This window comes from Homoserinimonas sp. A447, assembly GCF_054489325.1.
Map to the genome: position 1 here is coordinate 374926 of NZ_JBTMWW010000001.1, position 17889 is coordinate 392814.

Here is a 17889-nt window from a genome sequence, read left to right on the forward strand (position 1 = left end):
CGAAGTCAGGAGAGGCGCTTGCTGCCGGGGTCGAGCACCCGCAGCCACCGGTAGCCGTACGCGTCCAGGTCGAGCTGAACACTGCCATTCCCGCTCGTCATGCTGACCTCCTCGTCGAGCAGGTCGACGAGCCTCGTGTCGCCATTGGCGCCATCGATCGTGAGCGGCACCGACACAGCCTCCGGGGTGAAGTTGTGCAGCGCGATCATGCTGCCCAGCGGGCCGGTGACGCGGTGGGCCAGGACTCCGGCATGCGGCTGCTTCAGGATCGTCAGCTCGCCCCAGCCGATCTCGGCGGAGGCGCGGTAGCGACGGATCAGCTTCTGCACGAACTGCAGCAAGGAGTCCGGGTCGTGGCGCTGGGCGTTCGCATTGACGTGGGTGGGGGAGTAGCTGCCCTCGGTGACCGGGTTGGGGAGCAGCGAGCGCCTGGCGCTGGAGAACCCGCCGTTCTTGCCATCCGTCCACTGCATCGGGGTGCGGACCGACAGCCGCTTCCCGGCATCCAGGTTCTCTCCCATGCCCAGCTCTTCCCCGTAGAACAGCACCGGAGTGCCGGGCAGCGAGAACAGCAGGCTGTACACCATGCGGATGCGACGAGGGTCGCCATCCAGCATCGGGGGAAGGCGCCGCACGATGCCGCGACCGTAGACGCGCATCCGCTCTTCCGGGGCGAAGGCGGTGAAGACTTCTTCGCGCTCGGCGTCGCTGAGCTTGTCGAGGGTCAACTCGTCGTGATTGCGCACGAAGTTCGCCCACTGGGAGGTGCGCGCGATGGCCGGGCGCTTGGCGAGCATCCTGGCCAGCGGGCGGGCATCGTTTCGCGCCAGGGAGAGGTAGAGGCGTTGCATCGCCTCGAAGTCGAATTGCATGGTCAGCTCGTCGCCGTCACGCCCGCCGAAGTAGGCCTGCTGCTGCTTGTACGGGAGATTCACTTCGCCCAGGAGGATGGCGTCGCCTCGCCGCCTGCTGACCAGCTCGCGGAGCTCACGCAGGTAGTCGTGCGGGTCGCCGTATTCTGACGAGTCGCTGTCGTCCTCGATGAAGAACGGCACTGCATCCACCCGGAACCCGGAGAACCCGAGTTCCAGCCAGAAGCCGAGCACCTTCCCGATCTCCTCCCGTACCCGCGGGTTGGCCACGTTGAGGTCGGGCTGGTGGTGGTAGAAGCGATGCAGGTAGTACTGGCCGGTGCGTTCGTCCAGCGTCCAGACGCCGTCCTCGTCTCCCGGAAAGACCGATTCCGGAGCGTTCTTCGGCGGCTTGTCCCGCCACACGTAGAAGTCCCGGTACGGGGACGACTTGCTGGAGCGCGCTGCCTGGAACCACGGGTGCTTGTCGGAGGTGTGGTTGACGACGATGTCGGTGATCACGCGAATGCCGCGGTCGCTGGCGCTGCGGATCAGCTCCACAACGTCACCGAGGTGACCCAACCGCTTGTCGACGCTGTAGAAGTCGGTGATGTCGTAGCCGTCGTCGCGGTCCGGTGTGGGGAAGAACGGCATCAGCCAGAGGCAGGTGACCCCCAGGTCGGACAGGTAGTCCAGCCGGTGCGCGAGCCCTCCGAAGTCGCCGTGCCCGTCGCCGTTCCAGTCCATGAACGTTTCGACGTCGAGGCAGTAGACGACGGCGTTCTTCCACCACAGGTCGCTGGTGTCGGAGATTCTCATGCGTGTTCCTTCCTGGTGACCGGCAATTGGGGCAGTACGTGCTCGCCGAACGCGTCGATGAACGGGGTCTGTTCCTGGCCGACGTGGTGCAGGTAGATCTCGTCGAAGCCGAGGTCGATGGCTTCCTGCAGCCAGGCGACGTGCCTGGCGGGGTCGGATGACACGTTGACGCTGCCGTGCATCGCCTCCGGGGGGACGTGGGTTGCGGCGAGATCGAACGACTCAACCGAGTCCACGTCCCAGCAAAGCGGTGGGGAGAAGACGTTGGTGCGCCACTGGTCATGGGCGATGGCGAGCGCTTCGTCGTCGGTGGCGGCGAAGCTCAGGTGCACCTGGAGCACCAGGGGCCCGACCCCGCCGTTCGATCGGTAGGCGTCCATGACGCCGCGGAGGGCATCCGGCGCTTGCATCACGGTCGCCAGTCCATCAGCCCAACCGGCTGCCCAGCCTGCGGTTTCCGCGCTCACCGCCGCAGCGAGCAGGGAGGGCGGATGCTCGGGAAGCGTCCAAAGCCTCGCCCGGTCGACCGTGACCTCACCGTCATGACTGACCTCCTGCCCGGCCAACAGGGAGCGGATGACTGTGACGCTCTCTTCGAGGCGGGCGTTGCGGCGATCCTTCCTTGGCCAGTCGTCGCCGGTGATGTGCTCGTTGACGGCCTCGCCGCTGCCGAGCGCCACCCAGAACCGGTCCGGGTACATGCTCTCCAGGGTTGCGGCCGCCTGCGCGATGATGGCCGGGTGGTAGCGCTGGCCGGGGGCGTTGACGACGCCGAACGGGAGTGACGTCGCCTGGAGAGCTGCACCCAGCCACGCCCAGGCGAAGGCGGAGTGGCCTTGCCGTTCGCTCCACGGTGCGAAGTGATCGCTGCACATCGCGGCGGTGAAGCCGGCCTGCTCTGCTTGCTGTACGGCATCCAGTAGCGCACTCGGATGGACTTGCTCGTGTGATGCGTGGAACCCGATCACTGTCACGTGCTTTACCTGCCTTCCCGAGGGATCTCATGTCACGGTAGTCGCCATGCCTGAGGGGTGCCTTGTGGGCGTTCCCAGCCGCGCTGAACCCCCACAACGCGCCCCTCACCGGGCTTTAGGATTGGGGGATGGCCGAGAAGACGAATAGCTGGTCCCTGTCCGGGGCGCTGCGGGGGATGTTCGCGAAGAAGACCATCGACGACGAGACCTGGGAAGACCTCGAAGATGCGCTGATCAGGGCGGACTTCGGGTCGGACGTGACCGACGCTGTCATCGACGAGATGCGCCAGCAGGTGCGAAAGTACAACACCACAGACCCGACAGACCTGAAGCGGATGCTCCGGGAGAGCCTCGAAGAGCGCCTCGCCAGGCTGGACCCCACCCTCACCCTCAGCGCCAGGCCCGCTGTCGTGCTGGTTGTCGGGGTGAACGGCGTCGGGAAGACGACGACGATCGGCAAGTTTGCGAAGTTCCTCGTAGGCCACGGGCGAAGTGTCGTGGTTGGTGCAGCAGACACGTTCCGTGCGGCAGCAGTCGAGCAGCTCGCGACCTGGGCCGAGCGCGGGGGAGCGCAGATCGTGCGTCCCCAGCAGCAGGGGCAGGATCCGGCATCCGTCGCCTTCCAGACCGTCGAGAAGGCTCAGCGGGAGGGCATCGAGATCGTTTTGATCGACACTGCCGGGCGGTTGCAGACCAAGAGCGGGCTCATGGACGAGTTGTCCAAGATCCGGCGCGTGATCGAGAAGCAGGCCGAGATCGCCGAGGTGCTGCTGGTGCTGGATGCGACGACCGGACAGAACGGGCTCGCCCAGGCTGAGGCGTTCATCCAGCATGCGGGTGTGACCGGATTGGTGCTCACCAAACTCGACGGTTCAGCCAAGGGCGGCTTCGTGGTCGCCGTTCAGGAGCGCACCGGCATCCCGATCAAGCTGGTCGGCCAGGGCGAGGGCATCGGCGACCTCACCGGTTTCACGCCGCACGTGTTCGTGGCCGGGTTGCTCGACTGACCAACCCACTGAAACCGCGACGATGACGGCGTTTGTCGTCAATGAGCCCACTAGTTCCAGCGTCATCGACGACAAACACCGTCATCGTTCGCTTAGGTGACTAGTTCGCGGCGCGATGCGTCTTCGCGTAGCCGACGTAGTGGGTCGCGTTGTCCTTGACCGACTGGATCTCGTCATCCGTCAGTTCCCGGCGCACCTTGGCCGGTACCCCGGCGACCAGTGAGCGCGGCGGGACGACAGTGCCTTCGAGCACGACCGCACCGGCCGCGACCAGAGAGCCTGCCCCGATGACCGCGCCGTTGAGTACCGTCGCACTCATGCCGATCAGGCAGTCGTCTTCGACGGTGCAGCCGTGCAGCACGGCGGCGTGCCCGACGCTCACCCCTTTGCCGATGCTCGTCGGGATCCCGGAGTCGCAGTGCACGGTGACGTTGTCCTGCAGGTTGCTGCGGTCGCCGAGTGTGATGCTGTCGACGTCGCCACGGAGCACGGCGCCGTAGAAGACGCTCGACTCGTCGCCGAGCGCCACCTGCCCGATGAGAGTGGCGTTGGGTGCGACCCAGGCGGTGTCGGCAATGGCGGGGGTGTTTCCACCGAGGCGGATGATCAGCGGTGAAGTCATGCCCCCCAAGTTACCTGCTACTGCGGTGTTACTGGCTGAAGCGCGACGCCACCTCGAACAGCACTTCTTCGCGACCGGCGTACACGCCTTCGGCCCGCGGCCAGTGGGTGATGACGTCGGTGAAGCCGAGGGCGGACGCCCGCCCCACCGTGTCTTCCCAGGCGTCGACGCTCTCCAGCGAGAAGTGCGGCGACGAGTCCGGGTTCAGGTAGCGGTCGAGGGTCGACGGGGATCGCCCCTGCGCGGCAAGGGTGTCGTCCAGCCTGGTCGAGAGTTCGGCAACACTCTTCCACCACTCGTCCAGCGTCTCCGACTCGCGACCGATGGTGACCCAGCCGTCGCCCCGCTCGGCCACCAGTTTCAGCCCCTTCGGTCCATTGGCGGCGATGAGCAGCGGCATCCGAGGCGACTGGGCAGGCGTGCCGACCATCCGTGCGTCCTTCGCCGTGAACCACTCGCCGTTGAACGACACGCCTCCGCTTCCCGGCGTCTCGAACCGCAGCAACTCGTCGAGTCCGGTCACGAACTCCACAAAACGCTCGTGACGTTGCCTCACGGTGAATTCCGGCTGCCCGAGCACGAATGCATCGAACCCGGTGCCGCCGGAGCCGACACCCAGCAGCATCCGCCCGCCGGAAATGTCGTCGACCGTGGCCAGTTCCTTGGCGAACGGAACCGGATGCCTGAAATTCGGCGACGCCACGAAGGTGCCCAACCGGATCGTTGACGTGACCGTCGCGGCAGCCGTGAGCGTCGGAATCGTGGCATGCCACGGCTCGTCGGCGAGGCTCCGCCACGACAGGTGGTCGTAGGTCCAGGCATGGTCGAAGCCCAGTTGCTCCGCCTGCTGCCACTTGTGCCGGGCATCCGCCCACGTGTCCTGGGGGAGAATCACAATTCCGTGGCGCATGGCTCAACCCTATGGCCAGCCGCCGTCACCGCCCGCGGTCACCTGAGCCCCCGCCTTCCGCTTAAACTAGGGAGCACCATGGCCACATTTGGAAACCTCACCGACCGCCTCGTCGATACGTTCAAGAACCTGCGCGGCAAGGGCAAGCTGAGCCCAGCGGATGTCGATGGCACCGTTCGCGAGATCCGGCGCGCGCTCCTCGATGCCGACGTCGCACTGGATGTCGTCAAGGAGTTCACCGGCAAGGTGCGCGAGCGCGCCCTCAGCGATGAGGTGTCGAAGGCACTCAACCCTGCCCAGCAGGTGGTGCAGATCGTCAACGACGAGCTCATCCAGATTCTCGGTGGCGAGGCCAGGCGACTCAACTTCGCCAAGACCGCGCCGACCGTGATCATGCTGGCCGGCCTGCAGGGTGCCGGTAAGACCACGTTGGCCGGCAAGCTCGCCAAGTGGTTGGCAGAGCAGAACCACACGCCGCTGCTCGTTGCGGCAGACCTCCAGCGACCGAACGCGGTCACGCAGCTGCAGGTCGTCGGCGAGCAGGCCGGGGTGCAGGTGTTCGCGCCGGAGCCAGGCAACGGCGTCGGCGACCCGGTCAAGGTCGCCAAGAACGCCATCAAGTTCGCGAAGGACAAGCAGTACGACGTTGTCATCGTCGACACTGCCGGGCGCCTCGGTGTCGATGCCGAGCTGATGAAGCAGGCAGGGAACATCCGCAAGGCTGTCGACCCGGACGAGGTGCTGTTCGTCATCGACGCAATGATCGGCCAGGACGCCGTCACCACGGCCAAGGCCTTCCAGGAGGGCGTCGATTTCACCGGCGTCGTGCTGACCAAGCTCGACGGCGACACCCGCGGTGGGGCGGCGTTGTCCGTCGCATCCGTCACCGGTCGCCCCATCATCTTCGCCAGCACCGGCGAGAAGCTGGACGAATTCGAACCGTTCTACCCCGACCGGATGGCCAGCCGCATCCTCGACCTCGGTGACATCCTCACCCTGATCGAGCAAGCGCAGAAGAACTTCGACGAGGACGAGGCCAAAAAGGTTGCGGAGAAGTTCGCGACCGACACGTTCACCCTCGAGGATTTCCTGTCCCAGATGCAGCAGCTCAAGAACATGGGCTCCATCAAGAACATGCTCGGGATGCTTCCCGGCGCGAAGGGTATGCGCGAGCAGCTCGACAACTTCGACGAGTCGGAGATCACGCGTACCGAGGCGATCATCCAGTCGATGACCCTCATGGAGCGCCGCCAGCCGAAGCTGCTTAACGGATCGCGCCGACTGCGCATAGCCCGCGGTTCCGGCACATCGGTGACCGAGGTGAACGCCCTGGTCAACCGGTTCGAGCAGGCCGCGAAGATGATGAAGACGGTCGCCAAGGGTGGCATGCCACAGGTTCCAGGCATGGGGCCGATCCCCGGCGCAGGCTTCGGAGGCGGACGCGGCAAGCCGCAGAAGGCGAAGAAGAAGGGCTCCAAGTCGGGAAACCCGGCGAAGCGCGCAGCCGAGAATGCGGCGCTTGCTTCTGGCAAGCCGGCGGATGCTCCCGCCTCCGGTTCCGGGTTCGGCTTGGGCGCAGCCAAGGGCGGCCCCAGCGAGGAAGAGCTCGCCTCGCTGCAGAAGTTCCTCGGTCGCTGACGTCGCTCCGCGGGCGCGTCCCTTCCGCCGCGCGGCCCTTTCAGTGGAACGCTGCGACGGACCGCTGAAAAGGCGGTTCCGGTGCGGCACTGACAGCGGGCAAGTTGGCCGAACTCGTCAAGGTTTCCCGCTGACGCCCAACCCCCGCAAAACGTTGGGTCGCGGCATCCGCTGCCCACTGGGTACGGTCAGAACATGAAGCGTTTCGCCCTGCCCGTCGTCGCCATCCTGCTCCTGGCCGGATGCGCAGGACAAGCCAACCCCGACGACGTCCTTCCGACGTCCCCGCCGATCATCATCGAGCCGGGGGAGGGCGAATCCGCAGCGCTCGGCCTGGTCAACCTTTGGCGTGTTACCGGTGCCGAGGGCGAACGCGAAGCGACGTGGCTGCGGCTGGACGCGAACGAGTTCCAGCTGTGGCGGGACTGCGGAATGATCAACGGTTCCTGGGCGGCAACAGATTCGATCTTCCTTGGTGAGGCGTGGGGCGCGATGGGCGACTGCGCGACCGACGGCATGCCGGTCGTGGAGTGGCTGAACCAGGTGGTCGGGTTCACCGCGACGGCAGGCGGCTACGACCTTCTCGCGGCGGATGGCGGCGTCGTCGCCTCGCTCAGCATCGACGGCGCGCCCGAGCCGATCCCGACGGCGGCCGAGTTCTTCGCCGAGCCGCCGGAGGTCACCGATGAGGTGCGCGCCCAGTTCGCGGCTCCGGCGCCGCTTCCGGGCGAGTTGGAGCCTGCAACAGCGGATGCGCTCGACGGCAAGTGGGTACCGGTCGATACGACCCCGACCGACCCGCACGTCGTGTTCAATGCCGACGGCACCTGGACCGGCTCCGACGGCTGCAACGGTGGCGGCGGACGGTGGGCGGTGGACGGCGAAGGTGGGTTCCTCGCGACCTCAGGGCCGTCAACGCTGATCTTCTGCGAAGGGGCGCCCGTTCCCTCATGGGTCGCGCAGGCATCCGCTGCCGGACTGGACACCGACAACCACCTGAACCTCTTCGACGCATCTGGTACCGCGTTGGGATCGCTGACCCGCTGAACTGCCGTCGAGATGAGACTTGTGGCCCCACGCGGGCTCGTAGGCTGGGCGGATGACCACCAGCGTGACCTCGGACACGGGCGCTAACCTGCCTGCCCGACCCAGCCGCCCCATCCGCATCGGCGTGCAGTTGGCGCCCCAGCACGCCGACTACCCCAAGCTGCGTGACACCGCCGCCGAACTGGAAGACCTCGGCATCGACGTGCTCTTCAACTGGGACCACTTCTTTGCGCTGTCCGGCGACCCGGATGGCCGTCACTTCGAGTCGTGGACCATGCTGGCGGCCCTCGCCGAACAGACCAGCACAGTCCAGCTCGGCACGCTGGTGAACTGCAACAGCTACCGCAACCCCAACCTGCAAGCGGACATGGCGCGCACCATCGACCACATCAGCGCGGGCCCCGACGGGGTCGGCCGGTTCATCTTCGGCACCGGCGCCGGCTGGTTCGAGCGCGATTACGACGAATACGGCTACGAGTTCGGCACGGCCGGCAGCAGGCTGGACGCCCTCGCTCGCGACCTTCCGATCATCCGCTCCCGCTGGGAGAAGCTGAACCCGCCTCCCACCCGCCGCATCCCTGTGCTGATCGGCGGTGGTGGGGAGAAGAAGACGCTTCGCATCGTCGCCGAGCACGCCGACATCTGGCACAGCTTCTCAGATGCGCCGACCCTCAAGCGCAAGCTCGACATCCTTGCCAGGCACGGCGAGGATGTCGGCCGCGACGTGAGCGAGATCGAGATCTCCACCAAGCTGGGATCGCGGATGGCCGTGGCGGACGCCGACGAGCAGGTCGCCCTCGGGGTCAGCCTGTTCACGATCGAGTTGCGACGGCCAGAGTACGATTTTGACTCGATCAAGGGCTGGCTTTCCTGGCGCGATCAGCAGAACTCCAGGTAGCTTTCTGCCAGCCTTCGACAAGTCCGTGCCACAGGCCGTCGTTCGGTGATCCAATGTCGGTGGCTATGGATAACGTGAGACGGTGACCACCCTGAAGACCCGGCGTCCCGTCGCCAGCGCATCGACCCTCGTACTCGTCGCCATCGTGGTAACGGTGATCGCCTGGGCCAGCGCTTTCGTCGTCATCCGCGGCGTTGCCCCCTACTTCTCCGGCGGTCCGCTCGCGCTCGGCCGTCTGCTGATCGGCACGGCACTGCTCGCCCTGGTCCTGATCGGGCGCCGCTGGGTGAAGCCGACCGGCCGCGAATGGCTCCTCATCCTGGTCTTCGGGATCGCCTGGTTCGGCGTCTACAACGTGGCCCTGAACACGGCAGAGCAGACTCTGGATGCCGGTACCACGGCGATGCTGGTGAACATCGGCCCCATCCTCATCGCGCTGGGCGCCGGCCTGTTCCTCGGTGAGGGCATCCCGAAGTGGCTCGCCATCGGCGCCGGGGTCGCATTCTTCGGGGTGATTCTCATCGGACTCGGCACCGGGGCATCCGAATTCGGTGACGGCTGGGGTGTGATCTGGTGCCTGGTCGCCGCGCTGGCCTACGCCATCGGTGTCCTCTGCCAGAAGCGCGTGCTCACCAGGATGCCGGCCACACAGGTGACCTGGATGGGCTGCGTCATCGGCGCCATCGCCTGCCTCCCGTTCAGTGGCGGTCTCATCGCCGAACTCCAGGAGGCGCCGACCGCGGCGATTATCGGGGTGGTCTATCTGGGCGCAGTCCCGACGGCTCTCGCTTTCAGCACCTGGGCTTACGCCCTGTCGCGGATGCCCGCGGGCAAGCTCGGCGTCACCACTTACGTCGTCCCGGCCATCGTGGTCGCCCTCGGGTTCCTCTTCTTCCAGGAGATCCCCACCGTACTGGCCATCATCGGTGGAGTAATCTGCCTGATCGGTGTCGCCCTCAGCCGCCGCACGTCACGTGCAGCCACTCCGGCGGTGCCGGTTCAGGCGGAGTAGCCGACCCCGGTAATCACCGTCACGGTTTTTCTGGCAGAATGGACTGTTGAGTCTGCGCGGTTCGACCCTCTAATCAAACCGCACCTGATTTCCTTAGACCTTTCTGCCGAGTGTGCCCCCACGCTCACGGCTGTCAGTTCGCTCCCATATCTAGAAACACAGGAGAATTGTGGCTGTAAAAATTCGTTTGAAGCGCTTCGGCAAGATCCGCGCTCCTTACTACCGCATCGTTGTCGCCGACTCGCGCACCAAGCGCGACGGCCGTGTCATCGAAGAGATCGGCAAGTACCACCCGACCGAGGAGCCCTCGTTCATCGAGGTCAACTCCGAGCGTGCCCAGTACTGGCTGAGCGTCGGCGCACAGCCGACCGAGCAGGTTGCTGCTCTCCTCAAGCTGACCGGTGACTGGGGAACGTTCAAGGGCGAGAAGAACGCCAAGTCCACCGTCAAGACCAAAGAGCCCAAGGTTCCGTTCGTCGCCGACGAGAAGAAGAAGGCCGTGCTGAAGCCGAAGGCCGAGGCTCCGGCCAAGGAAGAGGCGAAGAAGGAAGAGCCGAAGGCTAAGGAAGCTCCCGCCGAGGAGCCCAAGGTCGAGGAGGCTCCGGCAGCTGAGGCAGCAGCCGAAGCTCCCGCCGAGGAAACCCCCGCTCCCGACGCAGACAAGGCGTAGCACGTGCTCGCACCCGCTCTGGAGCACCTGGTCAAGGGGATCGTCGATCACCCGGACGATGTGCAGGTCGTGTCAAAGAACTCTCCTCGCGGCGACGTTCTCGAGGTGCGCGTGCACCCGGAGGACCTCGGTCGTGTGATCGGTCGCGCTGGCCGCACTGCGAAGGCGCTCCGCACCCTGGTCTCGGCTCTCGCCGATGGCCGCAAGGTGCGCGTCGACGTTGTCGACACCGATTACTAGACAAGCGATGTCCAGTAAGACCCAACTCAGAGTCGGCCGCCTTACCAAGGCACATGGCCTCAAGGGTGCAATAAAGATCGAGCTGTACACGGATGACCCGGGGCGACGTTTCGTCCCGGGCGCCGTGTTCACTCTCCAGGTGCCGACCTCGTCGCCCTGGCACGGCAAGACCCTCGAGCTCGTCGAGCTGAAGTGGTACAACACGCATCCCGTGGCGTTCTTCAAGGATGTCCCGGATCGCACGACAGCCGAGTCGTTGCTGAAGGCGATCCTCTGGGTCGACCAGGATCTCGATGAGAGCCCTGACGAGGAGGATGCCTGGTTCGACCATCAGCTGGTCGGCCTGTCCGTCATCCGCGACGGCGTGAAAGTCGGGACCATCAGCCTGGTCGATCACCTTCCGGCCCAGGACCTCCTGCATGTGACGACGGATGCCGGTGAGGTGCTTGTCCCGTTCGTCAAGGCGATCGTGCCCGCAGTCGACATCAAGGCCGGCACCCTGACGGTGACGCCGCCCCCCGGCCTCTTCGAGGAGCTGCCCGATGAGCCCGACGACGAACCGAACAAGCCTGCACCCACCGAAGAGCCGCCCGCGAATTGAGGGACCTTTCGTGCCGTCTGCACGGTTTGAGGGACTTTTTTCGGCGATAGTGCCGCTTTCTCCTCCTTTCGTGTCAGCGAGTCCTCCGCGCTTAGGATCACTACGTGCGCATCGACATCGTGACGATCTTCCCGGAGTTCTTCTCCGTTCTCGACGTCTCCCTGCTGGGTAAGGCGCGCAAGAGCGGCCTGATCGACCTCGCTGTGCACGACCTCCGCGATTTCACCCACGATCGGCACCGCACCGTGGACGACACCCCCTACGGCGGCGGTGCCGGCATGGTGATGAAACCGGAGCCGTGGGGCGACGCGATCGACACCGTCCTCGATGCTGCAGTAGCGGATGCCCCGCCAACAGTCATTTTCCCGTCCCCGGCCGGCGAGGTCTTCACCCAGAAGCTCGCACGCGAGCTCGCCGAAGAATCCCACCTCGCCTTCGCTTGCGGACGTTACGAGGGGATCGACCAGCGGGTCATCGACTACACGGCGACCCGGGCATCCGTTCGCCTGATCAGCCTGGGCGACTATGTGCTCAACGGGGGAGAGGTGGCAACGATGGCGATGATCGAGGCGATCGGCCGGCTCATCCCCGGCATGGTCGGCAACCCGGAGAGCCTTGTCGAGGAGAGTCACGAAGACGGGCTGCTCGAGTACCCCAGCTACACGAAACCGGCCGAATGGCGAGGGCTCGAGGTACCGCCGGTGCTCCTGAGCGGCAACCACGCCGCCATCGCCGCGTGGCGACGGGCGCAACAGCTGGATCGCACCCGTGAGGTCAGGCCTGAACTACTGGATGGTAACGGCTAGCTAACGAACCGGTAAAGTGAGAGTCCCACAGTATATCGTCGATGGGACCCGACAGCCGACTCAGGAGTACCCGTGCCCAAGACTGTTTTGAGTATCATCGCCCTTCTTGTCACTGTATTCGTGGTGGCCCTGGGAGGAAGCCTCGCAGGCAACGCCATTGCTGGAGGAGCCTCGCAGGGCGTTGCGGATGCGACGTCCGCCACGGGATCGAGCGGGACAGACGGAGCAGAGGGCCCGGCGGGGCCTGCGGGTCCGACCGGCCCCGAGGGTGCACAAGGTGTCGACGGTTTGGCCGGGCCCCACGGGAGCGTAGGTCCGGCTGGTGCTCGCGGGGCTGTAGGGCCGAAAGGCTCCACAGGTGCTCGGGGCGACGCAGGTTCGCAGGGACCCGCGGGTTCGCCGGGTCCTGCCGGTATGCCCGGTCCTGCCGGTGCGCCTGGTGCAGATGGAGTTGACGGTGCAAATGGGGTTGACGGTGTCGATGGAGCCGATGGAGCCGATGGAGCCGATGGCGACGTGAATGTGCGGCTGGTCGAGAAGGCATCCCAAGGGTTCACCGATACGCCGAACACGGTGCTTGCTTTCAGCCCAATGTTGAGTGCCGAGAAGTGGCTCGTCGAGATTCAATGGACGCCTGACGGCGGTACCGGTGATTGTTCCCTGGTTGCACATGGAACTGTTCAGACGATCGCACCGGGCTGGACCCAGGTTGTCGACCTGACCAGCAACAATGACATCCGGTTACGGTGCCAGTCTTCATCGTCAACCTTGGGGTACTCCATCAAAGACGCACGGATGCTTGCCTTACGGGTAACCGGCTAGGCCTAGCTGTTCTCCAGCAGGCCTCGCGTACGCTTGTCCCATGTGGCTGAGGCGAGCGTTCTATTACGCAATGTTCGGCGCCTTCGTGGTGCTGCCGGTGTTCCTGCTGATCGGGCGCGGTCTGGTGCTCGCGGAGAGTGGCTGGGACTTCGCGCTGCTGCTGCTGATCAGCCCCATCCTGGGTGTCGTGATGCTGGTCGTCGCAGGATTCACGGTGGCGCGCAAGTCGGTGCGCCGCGACCGTGCACTGTCGTGGCTGGACGTCGGGCTCCACTTCGCGTGGTACCTCTCCATCATCGCCGCCGGCGTTTTCGCGCATCCGGCTGTCGCCGCGATCGTCATCATCCTGACGGTCGCCGCGTTCTGGTCGGCACTCTGGCAGTTGTTCACCGAGACTCGCCGGCGGGTGAAGTCGGCGCTGGCATCACTGGACTACACCGCCGTTCCCGCGTCACAGTTTCGGCAGACGAGCCCGAATGCGCCCGGCGCCGGCACGGTCATCCGCCTCGACCCGCCAAAGGACTGAGCATTCGGGGCCGGGCTGAACCGGCTCAACTGGCGGCGGACATCCGCTTATGGCAGAATTAGCGTTTGTGCCCGCGCACGGCTCTGCCACAGGGGAGCCAGCATTCTTTCGGCACCATCCCTTTCTTCAGCAGTACTTAGATCGTGGTCGACCAGTGGCGGCCGCAGAGAGCGAACAATCATGCACATTCTCGACGCCGTAGATGCGGCCTCACTCCGCTCGGACATCCCGGACTTCCGTGCCGGCGACAACGTGAAGGTGCACGTCAACATCGTTGAAGGTACGCGTTCACGTGTCCAGATCTTCCAGGGGGTCGTCATCGGCCGCCAGAACGAGGGCGTCCGCGAGACTTTCACGGTTCGCAAGGTCAGCTTCCAGGTGGGCGTGGAGCGCACGTTCCCGGTTCACTCCCCGGTCATCGACCACATCGAGGTCGTCACCCGCGGTGACGTTCGTCGCGCCAAGCTGTATTACCTGCGCGACCTGCGCGGCAAGAAGGCGAAGATCAAGGAAAAGCGCTAAGCGCTTTCCCCGTCCCATGCAACGCACCCGAAAGTGCGCGCTACTTCGGCTCCCCACCACGTAATATGGCGGGGAGCTCAGGGGTTAAATGACAGATGCACTGCCTGCTTCGCGCACAGCCAGCGAGGCGATTGAACGGCGCCGCAAAACGCGCGGTATCAAGCTGTTCCTCCGCGATATCGTCCTCATTTTCCTGGCCGCGATCATCATTTCGGTGGGCATCAAGACCTTCCTGATCCGCTCGTTCTACATCCCCTCCTCGTCGATGGAGAACACCCTGCAGGTGCAGGACCGCATCATCGTCAACCAGTTGATCCCCGACCTGTTCGACGTCGAGCGCGGCGACATCGTGGTGTTCAAGGATCCGGGCGGTTGGCTGAACCCGGTTCCGCAGGAAGAGCGCGCCCCGCTGGTTGAGGCGGTCGACTGGATGCTGTCGGCGATCGGCCTGAGCGCCCCGGACAGCAACGACCACCTCATCAAACGCGTCATCGGCCTTCCCGGCGACGAGGTGGCCTGCTGCAACGCTTTCGGCCAGTTGTCGGTGAACGGCGTGCCGATCGATGAGGGATACCTGAAGCTGCCGGACAAGGTGACCAAGGTGTCGAAGGACGACTTCGCGATCACCGTCCCCAAGGATTCCCTATGGGTCTTGGGCGACAACCGCTACAACTCCTGCGACTCGCGCTGCAATACCTCTGGCCCGACCGAAGGATTCGTCCCGCTCGACCACGTGGTGGGCCGGGCGTTCCTGGTCAGCTGGCCCAGCCAGAACTGGACCTGGCTCGACAACTACCCCCAGACTTTCGCTGGGGTCGACGAGGGACAGTAGATGGTTGTCTCCGACCCCACACTGGACTACGAAGCCGGCCTGCACGCGCAGGGCGCCCGTTACGTCATCGGATGTGACGAGGTCGGCCGGGGTGCGATCGCCGGCCCGGTCGGGGTGGGCATGAGCGTGGTCGAACGGGAGATGGGCGCGATCCCGAAGGGGCTTCGCGACTCGAAGATGCTCAGCGAGAAGCGCCGCGAGGAGTTGGCGCCGCTCAGCGCATCGTGGTGCCGCTTCAGTGCTGTCGGTCTCGCGTCGCCCCTGGAGGTCGACCAGCTGGGCATCTCCGCCGCCCTCGCCCTGGCGGGAAAGCGCGCCCTGACCGCGCTGCATGAGGCTGGCGCGAGCATCCGCGAAAGCATCGTACTGCTCGACGGCCACTTCGACTGGCTCAACCCCGGGCTGTCGTCCCCGCTCCCGGTGCGCACGCTCGTCAAGGCCGACCAGCAATGCGCGTCGGTCGCCGCAGCATCCGTCATCGCCAAGGTGCATCGCGACCGGCTGATGATCGAAGCGGATGCTGTCACCAGCGGGTACGGCTGGGCCGGCAACAAGGGCTACGGCAGTGCGGAGCACATGGCGGCCATCGCCGAGCTGGGCGCTACCGACTTCCACCGCCGCACCTGGCTGAAGCAGCCGGCCCTATTCGACGAGCTCGTCGCCATCGCCGACTGAGCTGCATACCCCGGCAGGGCACCATCGGAAACAGCGTAGAGTTGAACACGCTATGGATGAGGACGAGTTCGAGGATTACGACCGCGAGGTCGAGCTTGCGCTGTTCCGGGAGTACCGGGACGTCGTGGGCCAGTTCCGCTATGTCGTGGAGACGGAGCGACGGTTCTACCTGGCGAACGAGGTGGAGCTTGTCCGGCAGGACACCGAGAACGACTTCTACTTCGAGCTCACCATGAACGACGTGTGGGTCTGGGATGTCTACCGTTCCGACCGCTTCGTGAAGTCCGTGCGCGTGCTCACCTTCAAAGACGTGAACGTCGAGGAGCTGAACGCCAAGGAGCTGGAGCTCCCCAAGGAACTCGCGCTCGACGAGTAGATCGCCCTCACGCAGTCCCGCCCTCCACAGGCCTGCGCTGACACCCACCGATCACGGTTTCGCTGAACCACGCTAGGCGCCTGCGCACCTGCCGCCATCCTCGAAGTCGGAGGTGGTCATGGCTGCAAAGGATGCGCTGGGGCGGCACGGCGAAGAACTCGCCACGGCATTCCTGGTGGACGCCGGGTACACGATCCTGGACCGCAATTGGCGTTGCAGCCAGGGTGAGATCGACGTGGTCGCGTTCGACGGCTCGGAGACCGCTTTCGTCGAGGTGAAGACGCGCAGCAGCATCGCCTTCGGGCATCCGCTCGAAGCCATCACGACGCTCAAGTTGGCCAGGCTTCGTCGGCTGGCGGCCGCCTGGTGCCAGGCGCACCCGGGTAGTCACGAGCGCATCCGCATCGACGCCATCGCGGTGATCGCCCCGAGGTTAGGCAGCCCGCAGATCGAGCACCTGAAGCGGGTGTTCTGATGCCGATCGGGCGCACCACCGCTGTGGCACTTCTCGGACTCACCGGTTCGCTGGTGTCGGTGGAGGCGGACATCTCGAACCAACTGCCCAAGTTCGTGCTCATCGGCCTGCCTGATACGGCGCTTGGCGAGGCGCGTGATCGCGTGTGGGCTGCAGCCACGAACTCCGGATGCCCGTTGCCGACGCGAAAGCTGACGGTGAACCTGTCACCGGCTGCGTTGCCGAAGCAGGGCTCCGGGTTCGACCTGGCGATCGCCGTCGCCGCGCTGGTCGCTGCCGATTCGGTCAGCGCGGGGTCCGTCGAATCGGTGGTGCACCTGGGCGAACTCGGTCTCGACGGCAGGCTGCGCCCGATCAACGGAGTGCTCCCGGCGGTCCTGGCTGCGGCGCGCGCCGGCGCCACCACGGTGATGGTTCCGACCGGCAACCAGGACGAAGCCGCCCTGGTCCCAGGCATCCGCGTCATAGGTGTCGCATCACTGCGAGACGCCGCCATCTGGCACGGCGGTGAGTTCGAGCCGATCCCGGTTGACGCGATTCTTCGACCGGATGTTGCTGCTATCGAGGCCGAGACGCCAGACCTGGCAGACGTTGTCGGCAACGATGACGCCGTGCACGCGATGCTGGTCGCCGCCGCCGGTGGACACCACGTGTTCCTCCTGGGACCTCCGGGAGCAGGCAAGACCATGCTCGCGGCCAGACTGCCTGGGCTCCTGCCCGACCTGAGCACCGAATCCGCCCTCGAGGTGAGCTCGGTGCGCTCCCTCTCCGGGATGCCGGTCGGCGCCGGCCTGGTCACCAGGCCACCGCTCGAAGCACCGCACCACACCGCAACCGCCGCCGCCCTGATCGGCGGGGGCACCGGCATCATCCGCCCAGGGGCTGCCGCCCGTGCAGCCCACGGCGTGCTGTTCCTCGATGAGGCGCCGGAGTTCCACAGCAACGTGCTGGATGCCCTGCGGCAGCCACTCGAATCCGGTGTCATCAGCATCCACCGCGCCAACGCGGTCGCCCATTTTCCCGGTCAGTTCCAGCTGGTGATGGCCGCGAATCCTTGCCCGTGCGGGCAGTACGGTTCACGCGACTCCGACTGCGTGTGCCCTCCGCACGCGCGGCGGCGCTACCTGGCCAGGTTGTCCGGGCCGCTTCTCGACCGCATCGACATTCAGTTGAGGGTGTCGCGCATCACGGCAGCGCAGCTGAAGGTGGCGGATGAGCTGCCTCGCCTGTCCACGGCAGAGGCACGTTCGCGGGTCATCGGCGCCCGAGAATCCGCTGTGGGCAGGCTCGCCGGCACGCCGTGGACGCTCAACAGCCAGGTACCGGGCACCTGGCTGCGCTCGAAGCGCATGAGGCTGTCGCCCGCGACGACTGTGTCGATCGATCGGGCTCTCGAACGCGGCGGCATCACGATGCGCGGCTACGACCGCGTGCTCAAAGTGGGCTGGACGCTCGCCGACCTCGACGGCGTCACCACGCCTGGGCCCGACCAGATCGGCCGCGCCCTCTACCTGAGAAGGGCGATGTCATGACGGAGCTGAAGGGCCCTACCCACCAAGACACAGC

At 65.7% G+C, this 17889-nt stretch carries 22 protein-coding genes; 18 read left to right on the plus strand and 4 right to left on the minus strand.

Features of this window, described 5'->3' with window-relative positions:
* Positions 1 to 5: 5 nt before the first annotated feature.
* A complete protein-coding gene (locus ACX3O0_RS01755) occupies positions 6 to 1670 on the minus strand; it encodes an alpha-amylase family protein (protein WP_459106586.1) in 1665 nt (554 codons plus the stop codon).
* Positions 1667 to 2644, minus strand: coding sequence for a TIGR03885 family FMN-dependent LLM class oxidoreductase (locus ACX3O0_RS01760; protein ID WP_459106587.1), 978 nt, complete (start codon positions 2642 to 2644; stop codon positions 1667 to 1669). The genes ACX3O0_RS01755 and ACX3O0_RS01760 overlap by 4 nt, the downstream gene beginning before the upstream one ends.
* A gap of 128 nt (positions 2645 to 2772) precedes the next feature.
* On the opposite strand from ACX3O0_RS01760, the gene ftsY reads away from it, so the two are divergent.
* The gene (gene ftsY, locus ACX3O0_RS01765) at positions 2773 to 3651 is read left to right on the plus strand and encodes a signal recognition particle-docking protein FtsY (RefSeq protein WP_459106588.1); all 879 of its coding nucleotides are present in this window, start codon (positions 2773 to 2775) and stop codon (positions 3649 to 3651) included.
* Positions 3652 to 3751: 100 nt separating this feature from the next.
* Here ftsY and ACX3O0_RS01770 read toward each other — a convergent pair whose 3' ends face one another.
* Both ACX3O0_RS01770 and ACX3O0_RS01775 read right to left on the minus strand, forming a co-directional pair.
* A complete protein-coding gene (locus ACX3O0_RS01770) occupies positions 3752 to 4273 on the minus strand; it encodes a gamma carbonic anhydrase family protein (protein ID WP_459106589.1) in 522 nt (173 codons plus the stop codon).
* Between the two features lie 28 nt (positions 4274 to 4301).
* Positions 4302 to 5183 (minus strand): LLM class flavin-dependent oxidoreductase, encoded by an 882-nt coding sequence (locus ACX3O0_RS01775; RefSeq protein ID WP_459106590.1) that lies wholly within the window; start codon positions 5181 to 5183, stop codon positions 4302 to 4304.
* Positions 5184 to 5261: 78 nt separating this feature from the next.
* Here ACX3O0_RS01775 and ffh point away from each other — a divergent pair, with 78 nt between their 5' ends.
* From ffh to ACX3O0_RS01860, 17 genes are all read left to right on the plus strand, one after another.
* Positions 5262 to 6821 (plus strand): signal recognition particle protein, encoded by a 1560-nt coding sequence (ffh, locus tag ACX3O0_RS01780; RefSeq protein ID WP_459106591.1) that lies wholly within the window; start codon positions 5262 to 5264, stop codon positions 6819 to 6821.
* Positions 6822 to 7016: 195 nt separating this feature from the next.
* Positions 7017 to 7868, plus strand: coding sequence for a hypothetical protein (locus ACX3O0_RS01785; RefSeq protein ID WP_459106592.1), 852 nt, complete (start codon positions 7017 to 7019; stop codon positions 7866 to 7868).
* 52 nt (positions 7869 to 7920) lie between these two features.
* On the plus strand, positions 7921 to 8766 hold the full coding sequence (locus ACX3O0_RS01790; protein WP_459106593.1) for an LLM class F420-dependent oxidoreductase: 846 nt from the start codon (positions 7921 to 7923) through the stop codon (positions 8764 to 8766).
* 82 nt (positions 8767 to 8848) lie between these two features.
* Positions 8849 to 9778 carry a DMT family transporter gene (locus ACX3O0_RS01795; RefSeq protein ID WP_459106594.1) on the plus strand — a complete coding sequence of 310 codons (930 nt, stop codon included), beginning with the start codon at positions 8849 to 8851 and terminating at the stop codon, positions 9776 to 9778.
* A 169-nt stretch (positions 9779 to 9947) separates the two neighbouring features.
* Positions 9948 to 10448 (plus strand): 30S ribosomal protein S16, encoded by a 501-nt coding sequence (gene rpsP / locus ACX3O0_RS01800; protein WP_459106595.1) that lies wholly within the window; start codon positions 9948 to 9950, stop codon positions 10446 to 10448.
* Positions 10449 to 10451: 3 nt separating this feature from the next.
* Positions 10452 to 10688, plus strand: coding sequence for an RNA-binding protein (locus tag ACX3O0_RS01805; protein WP_459090430.1), 237 nt, complete (start codon positions 10452 to 10454; stop codon positions 10686 to 10688).
* Between the two features lie 7 nt (positions 10689 to 10695).
* Positions 10696 to 11289, plus strand: coding sequence for a ribosome maturation factor RimM (rimM, locus tag ACX3O0_RS01810; protein WP_459106596.1), 594 nt, complete (start codon positions 10696 to 10698; stop codon positions 11287 to 11289).
* A 104-nt stretch (positions 11290 to 11393) separates the two neighbouring features.
* Complete coding sequence (gene trmD, locus ACX3O0_RS01815) at positions 11394 to 12095, plus strand: tRNA (guanosine(37)-N1)-methyltransferase TrmD (RefSeq protein WP_459106597.1); 702 nt, start codon at positions 11394 to 11396, stop codon at positions 12093 to 12095.
* Between the two features lie 358 nt (positions 12096 to 12453).
* On the plus strand, positions 12454 to 12615 hold the full coding sequence (locus ACX3O0_RS01820; RefSeq protein ID WP_459106598.1) for a hypothetical protein: 162 nt from the start codon (positions 12454 to 12456) through the stop codon (positions 12613 to 12615).
* On the plus strand, positions 12612 to 12917 hold the full coding sequence (locus ACX3O0_RS01825; protein ID WP_459090438.1) for a hypothetical protein: 306 nt from the start codon (positions 12612 to 12614) through the stop codon (positions 12915 to 12917). Before ACX3O0_RS01820 ends, ACX3O0_RS01825 begins: the two co-directional genes overlap by 4 nt.
* 40 nt (positions 12918 to 12957) lie before the next feature.
* Entirely contained in the window at positions 12958 to 13443 is a 486-nt protein-coding gene (locus ACX3O0_RS01830; RefSeq protein WP_459106599.1) for an MFS transporter, read from the plus strand.
* A gap of 180 nt (positions 13444 to 13623) precedes the next feature.
* Entirely contained in the window at positions 13624 to 13965 is a 342-nt protein-coding gene (rplS, locus tag ACX3O0_RS01835; protein WP_459106600.1) for a 50S ribosomal protein L19, read from the plus strand.
* Between the two features lie 88 nt (positions 13966 to 14053).
* Complete coding sequence (gene lepB / locus ACX3O0_RS01840) at positions 14054 to 14797, plus strand: signal peptidase I (RefSeq protein WP_459090444.1); 744 nt, start codon at positions 14054 to 14056, stop codon at positions 14795 to 14797.
* A complete protein-coding gene (locus ACX3O0_RS01845) occupies positions 14798 to 15472 on the plus strand; it encodes a ribonuclease HII (RefSeq protein ID WP_459106601.1) in 675 nt (224 codons plus the stop codon). It begins immediately after the preceding gene.
* Between the two features lie 52 nt (positions 15473 to 15524).
* Positions 15525 to 15848, plus strand: a complete 324-nt coding sequence (locus tag ACX3O0_RS01850; protein WP_459090448.1) for a DUF2469 family protein — start codon at positions 15525 to 15527, stop codon at positions 15846 to 15848.
* Positions 15849 to 15966: 118 nt separating this feature from the next.
* Positions 15967 to 16323, plus strand: a complete 357-nt coding sequence (locus ACX3O0_RS01855) for a YraN family protein (protein ID WP_459090450.1) — start codon at positions 15967 to 15969, stop codon at positions 16321 to 16323.
* On the plus strand, positions 16323 to 17855 hold the full coding sequence (locus tag ACX3O0_RS01860; RefSeq protein WP_459106602.1) for a YifB family Mg chelatase-like AAA ATPase: 1533 nt from the start codon (positions 16323 to 16325) through the stop codon (positions 17853 to 17855). Before ACX3O0_RS01855 ends, ACX3O0_RS01860 begins: the two co-directional genes overlap by 1 nt.
* Positions 17856 to 17889 lie beyond the last annotated feature (34 nt).

What these genes read in the sequence shown, in the direction of transcription:
- ACX3O0_RS01755 (WP_459106586.1), bottom strand. Translation starts at nt 1,670, where the DNA reads ATGAGAATCTCCGACACCAGCGACCTGTGGTGGAAGAACGCCGTCGTC.
- ACX3O0_RS01775 (WP_459106590.1), bottom strand. Translation starts at nt 5,183, where the DNA reads ATGCGCCACGGAATTGTGATTCTCCCCCAGGACACGTGGGCGGATGCC.
- ftsY (WP_459106588.1), top strand. Translation starts at nt 2,773, where the DNA reads ATGGCCGAGAAGACGAATAGCTGGTCCCTGTCCGGGGCGCTGCGGGGG.
- ACX3O0_RS01860 (WP_459106602.1), top strand. Translation starts at nt 16,323, where the DNA reads ATGCCGATCGGGCGCACCACCGCTGTGGCACTTCTCGGACTCACCGGT.
- rimM (WP_459106596.1), top strand. Translation starts at nt 10,696, where the DNA reads ATGTCCAGTAAGACCCAACTCAGAGTCGGCCGCCTTACCAAGGCACAT.
- ACX3O0_RS01785 (WP_459106592.1), top strand. Translation starts at nt 7,017, where the DNA reads ATGAAGCGTTTCGCCCTGCCCGTCGTCGCCATCCTGCTCCTGGCCGGA.
- ACX3O0_RS01770 (WP_459106589.1), bottom strand. Translation starts at nt 4,273, where the DNA reads ATGACTTCACCGCTGATCATCCGCCTCGGTGGAAACACCCCCGCCATT.
- rplS (WP_459106600.1), top strand. Translation starts at nt 13,624, where the DNA reads ATGCACATTCTCGACGCCGTAGATGCGGCCTCACTCCGCTCGGACATC.
- ACX3O0_RS01855 (WP_459090450.1), top strand. Translation starts at nt 15,967, where the DNA reads ATGGCTGCAAAGGATGCGCTGGGGCGGCACGGCGAAGAACTCGCCACG.
- ACX3O0_RS01830 (WP_459106599.1), top strand. Translation starts at nt 12,958, where the DNA reads ATGTGGCTGAGGCGAGCGTTCTATTACGCAATGTTCGGCGCCTTCGTG.
- ffh (WP_459106591.1), top strand. Translation starts at nt 5,262, where the DNA reads ATGGCCACATTTGGAAACCTCACCGACCGCCTCGTCGATACGTTCAAG.
- ACX3O0_RS01845 (WP_459106601.1), top strand. Translation starts at nt 14,798, where the DNA reads ATGGTTGTCTCCGACCCCACACTGGACTACGAAGCCGGCCTGCACGCG.
- ACX3O0_RS01790 (WP_459106593.1), top strand. Translation starts at nt 7,921, where the DNA reads ATGACCACCAGCGTGACCTCGGACACGGGCGCTAACCTGCCTGCCCGA.
- lepB (WP_459090444.1), top strand. Translation starts at nt 14,054, where the DNA reads ATGACAGATGCACTGCCTGCTTCGCGCACAGCCAGCGAGGCGATTGAA.
- ACX3O0_RS01850 (WP_459090448.1), top strand. Translation starts at nt 15,525, where the DNA reads ATGGATGAGGACGAGTTCGAGGATTACGACCGCGAGGTCGAGCTTGCG.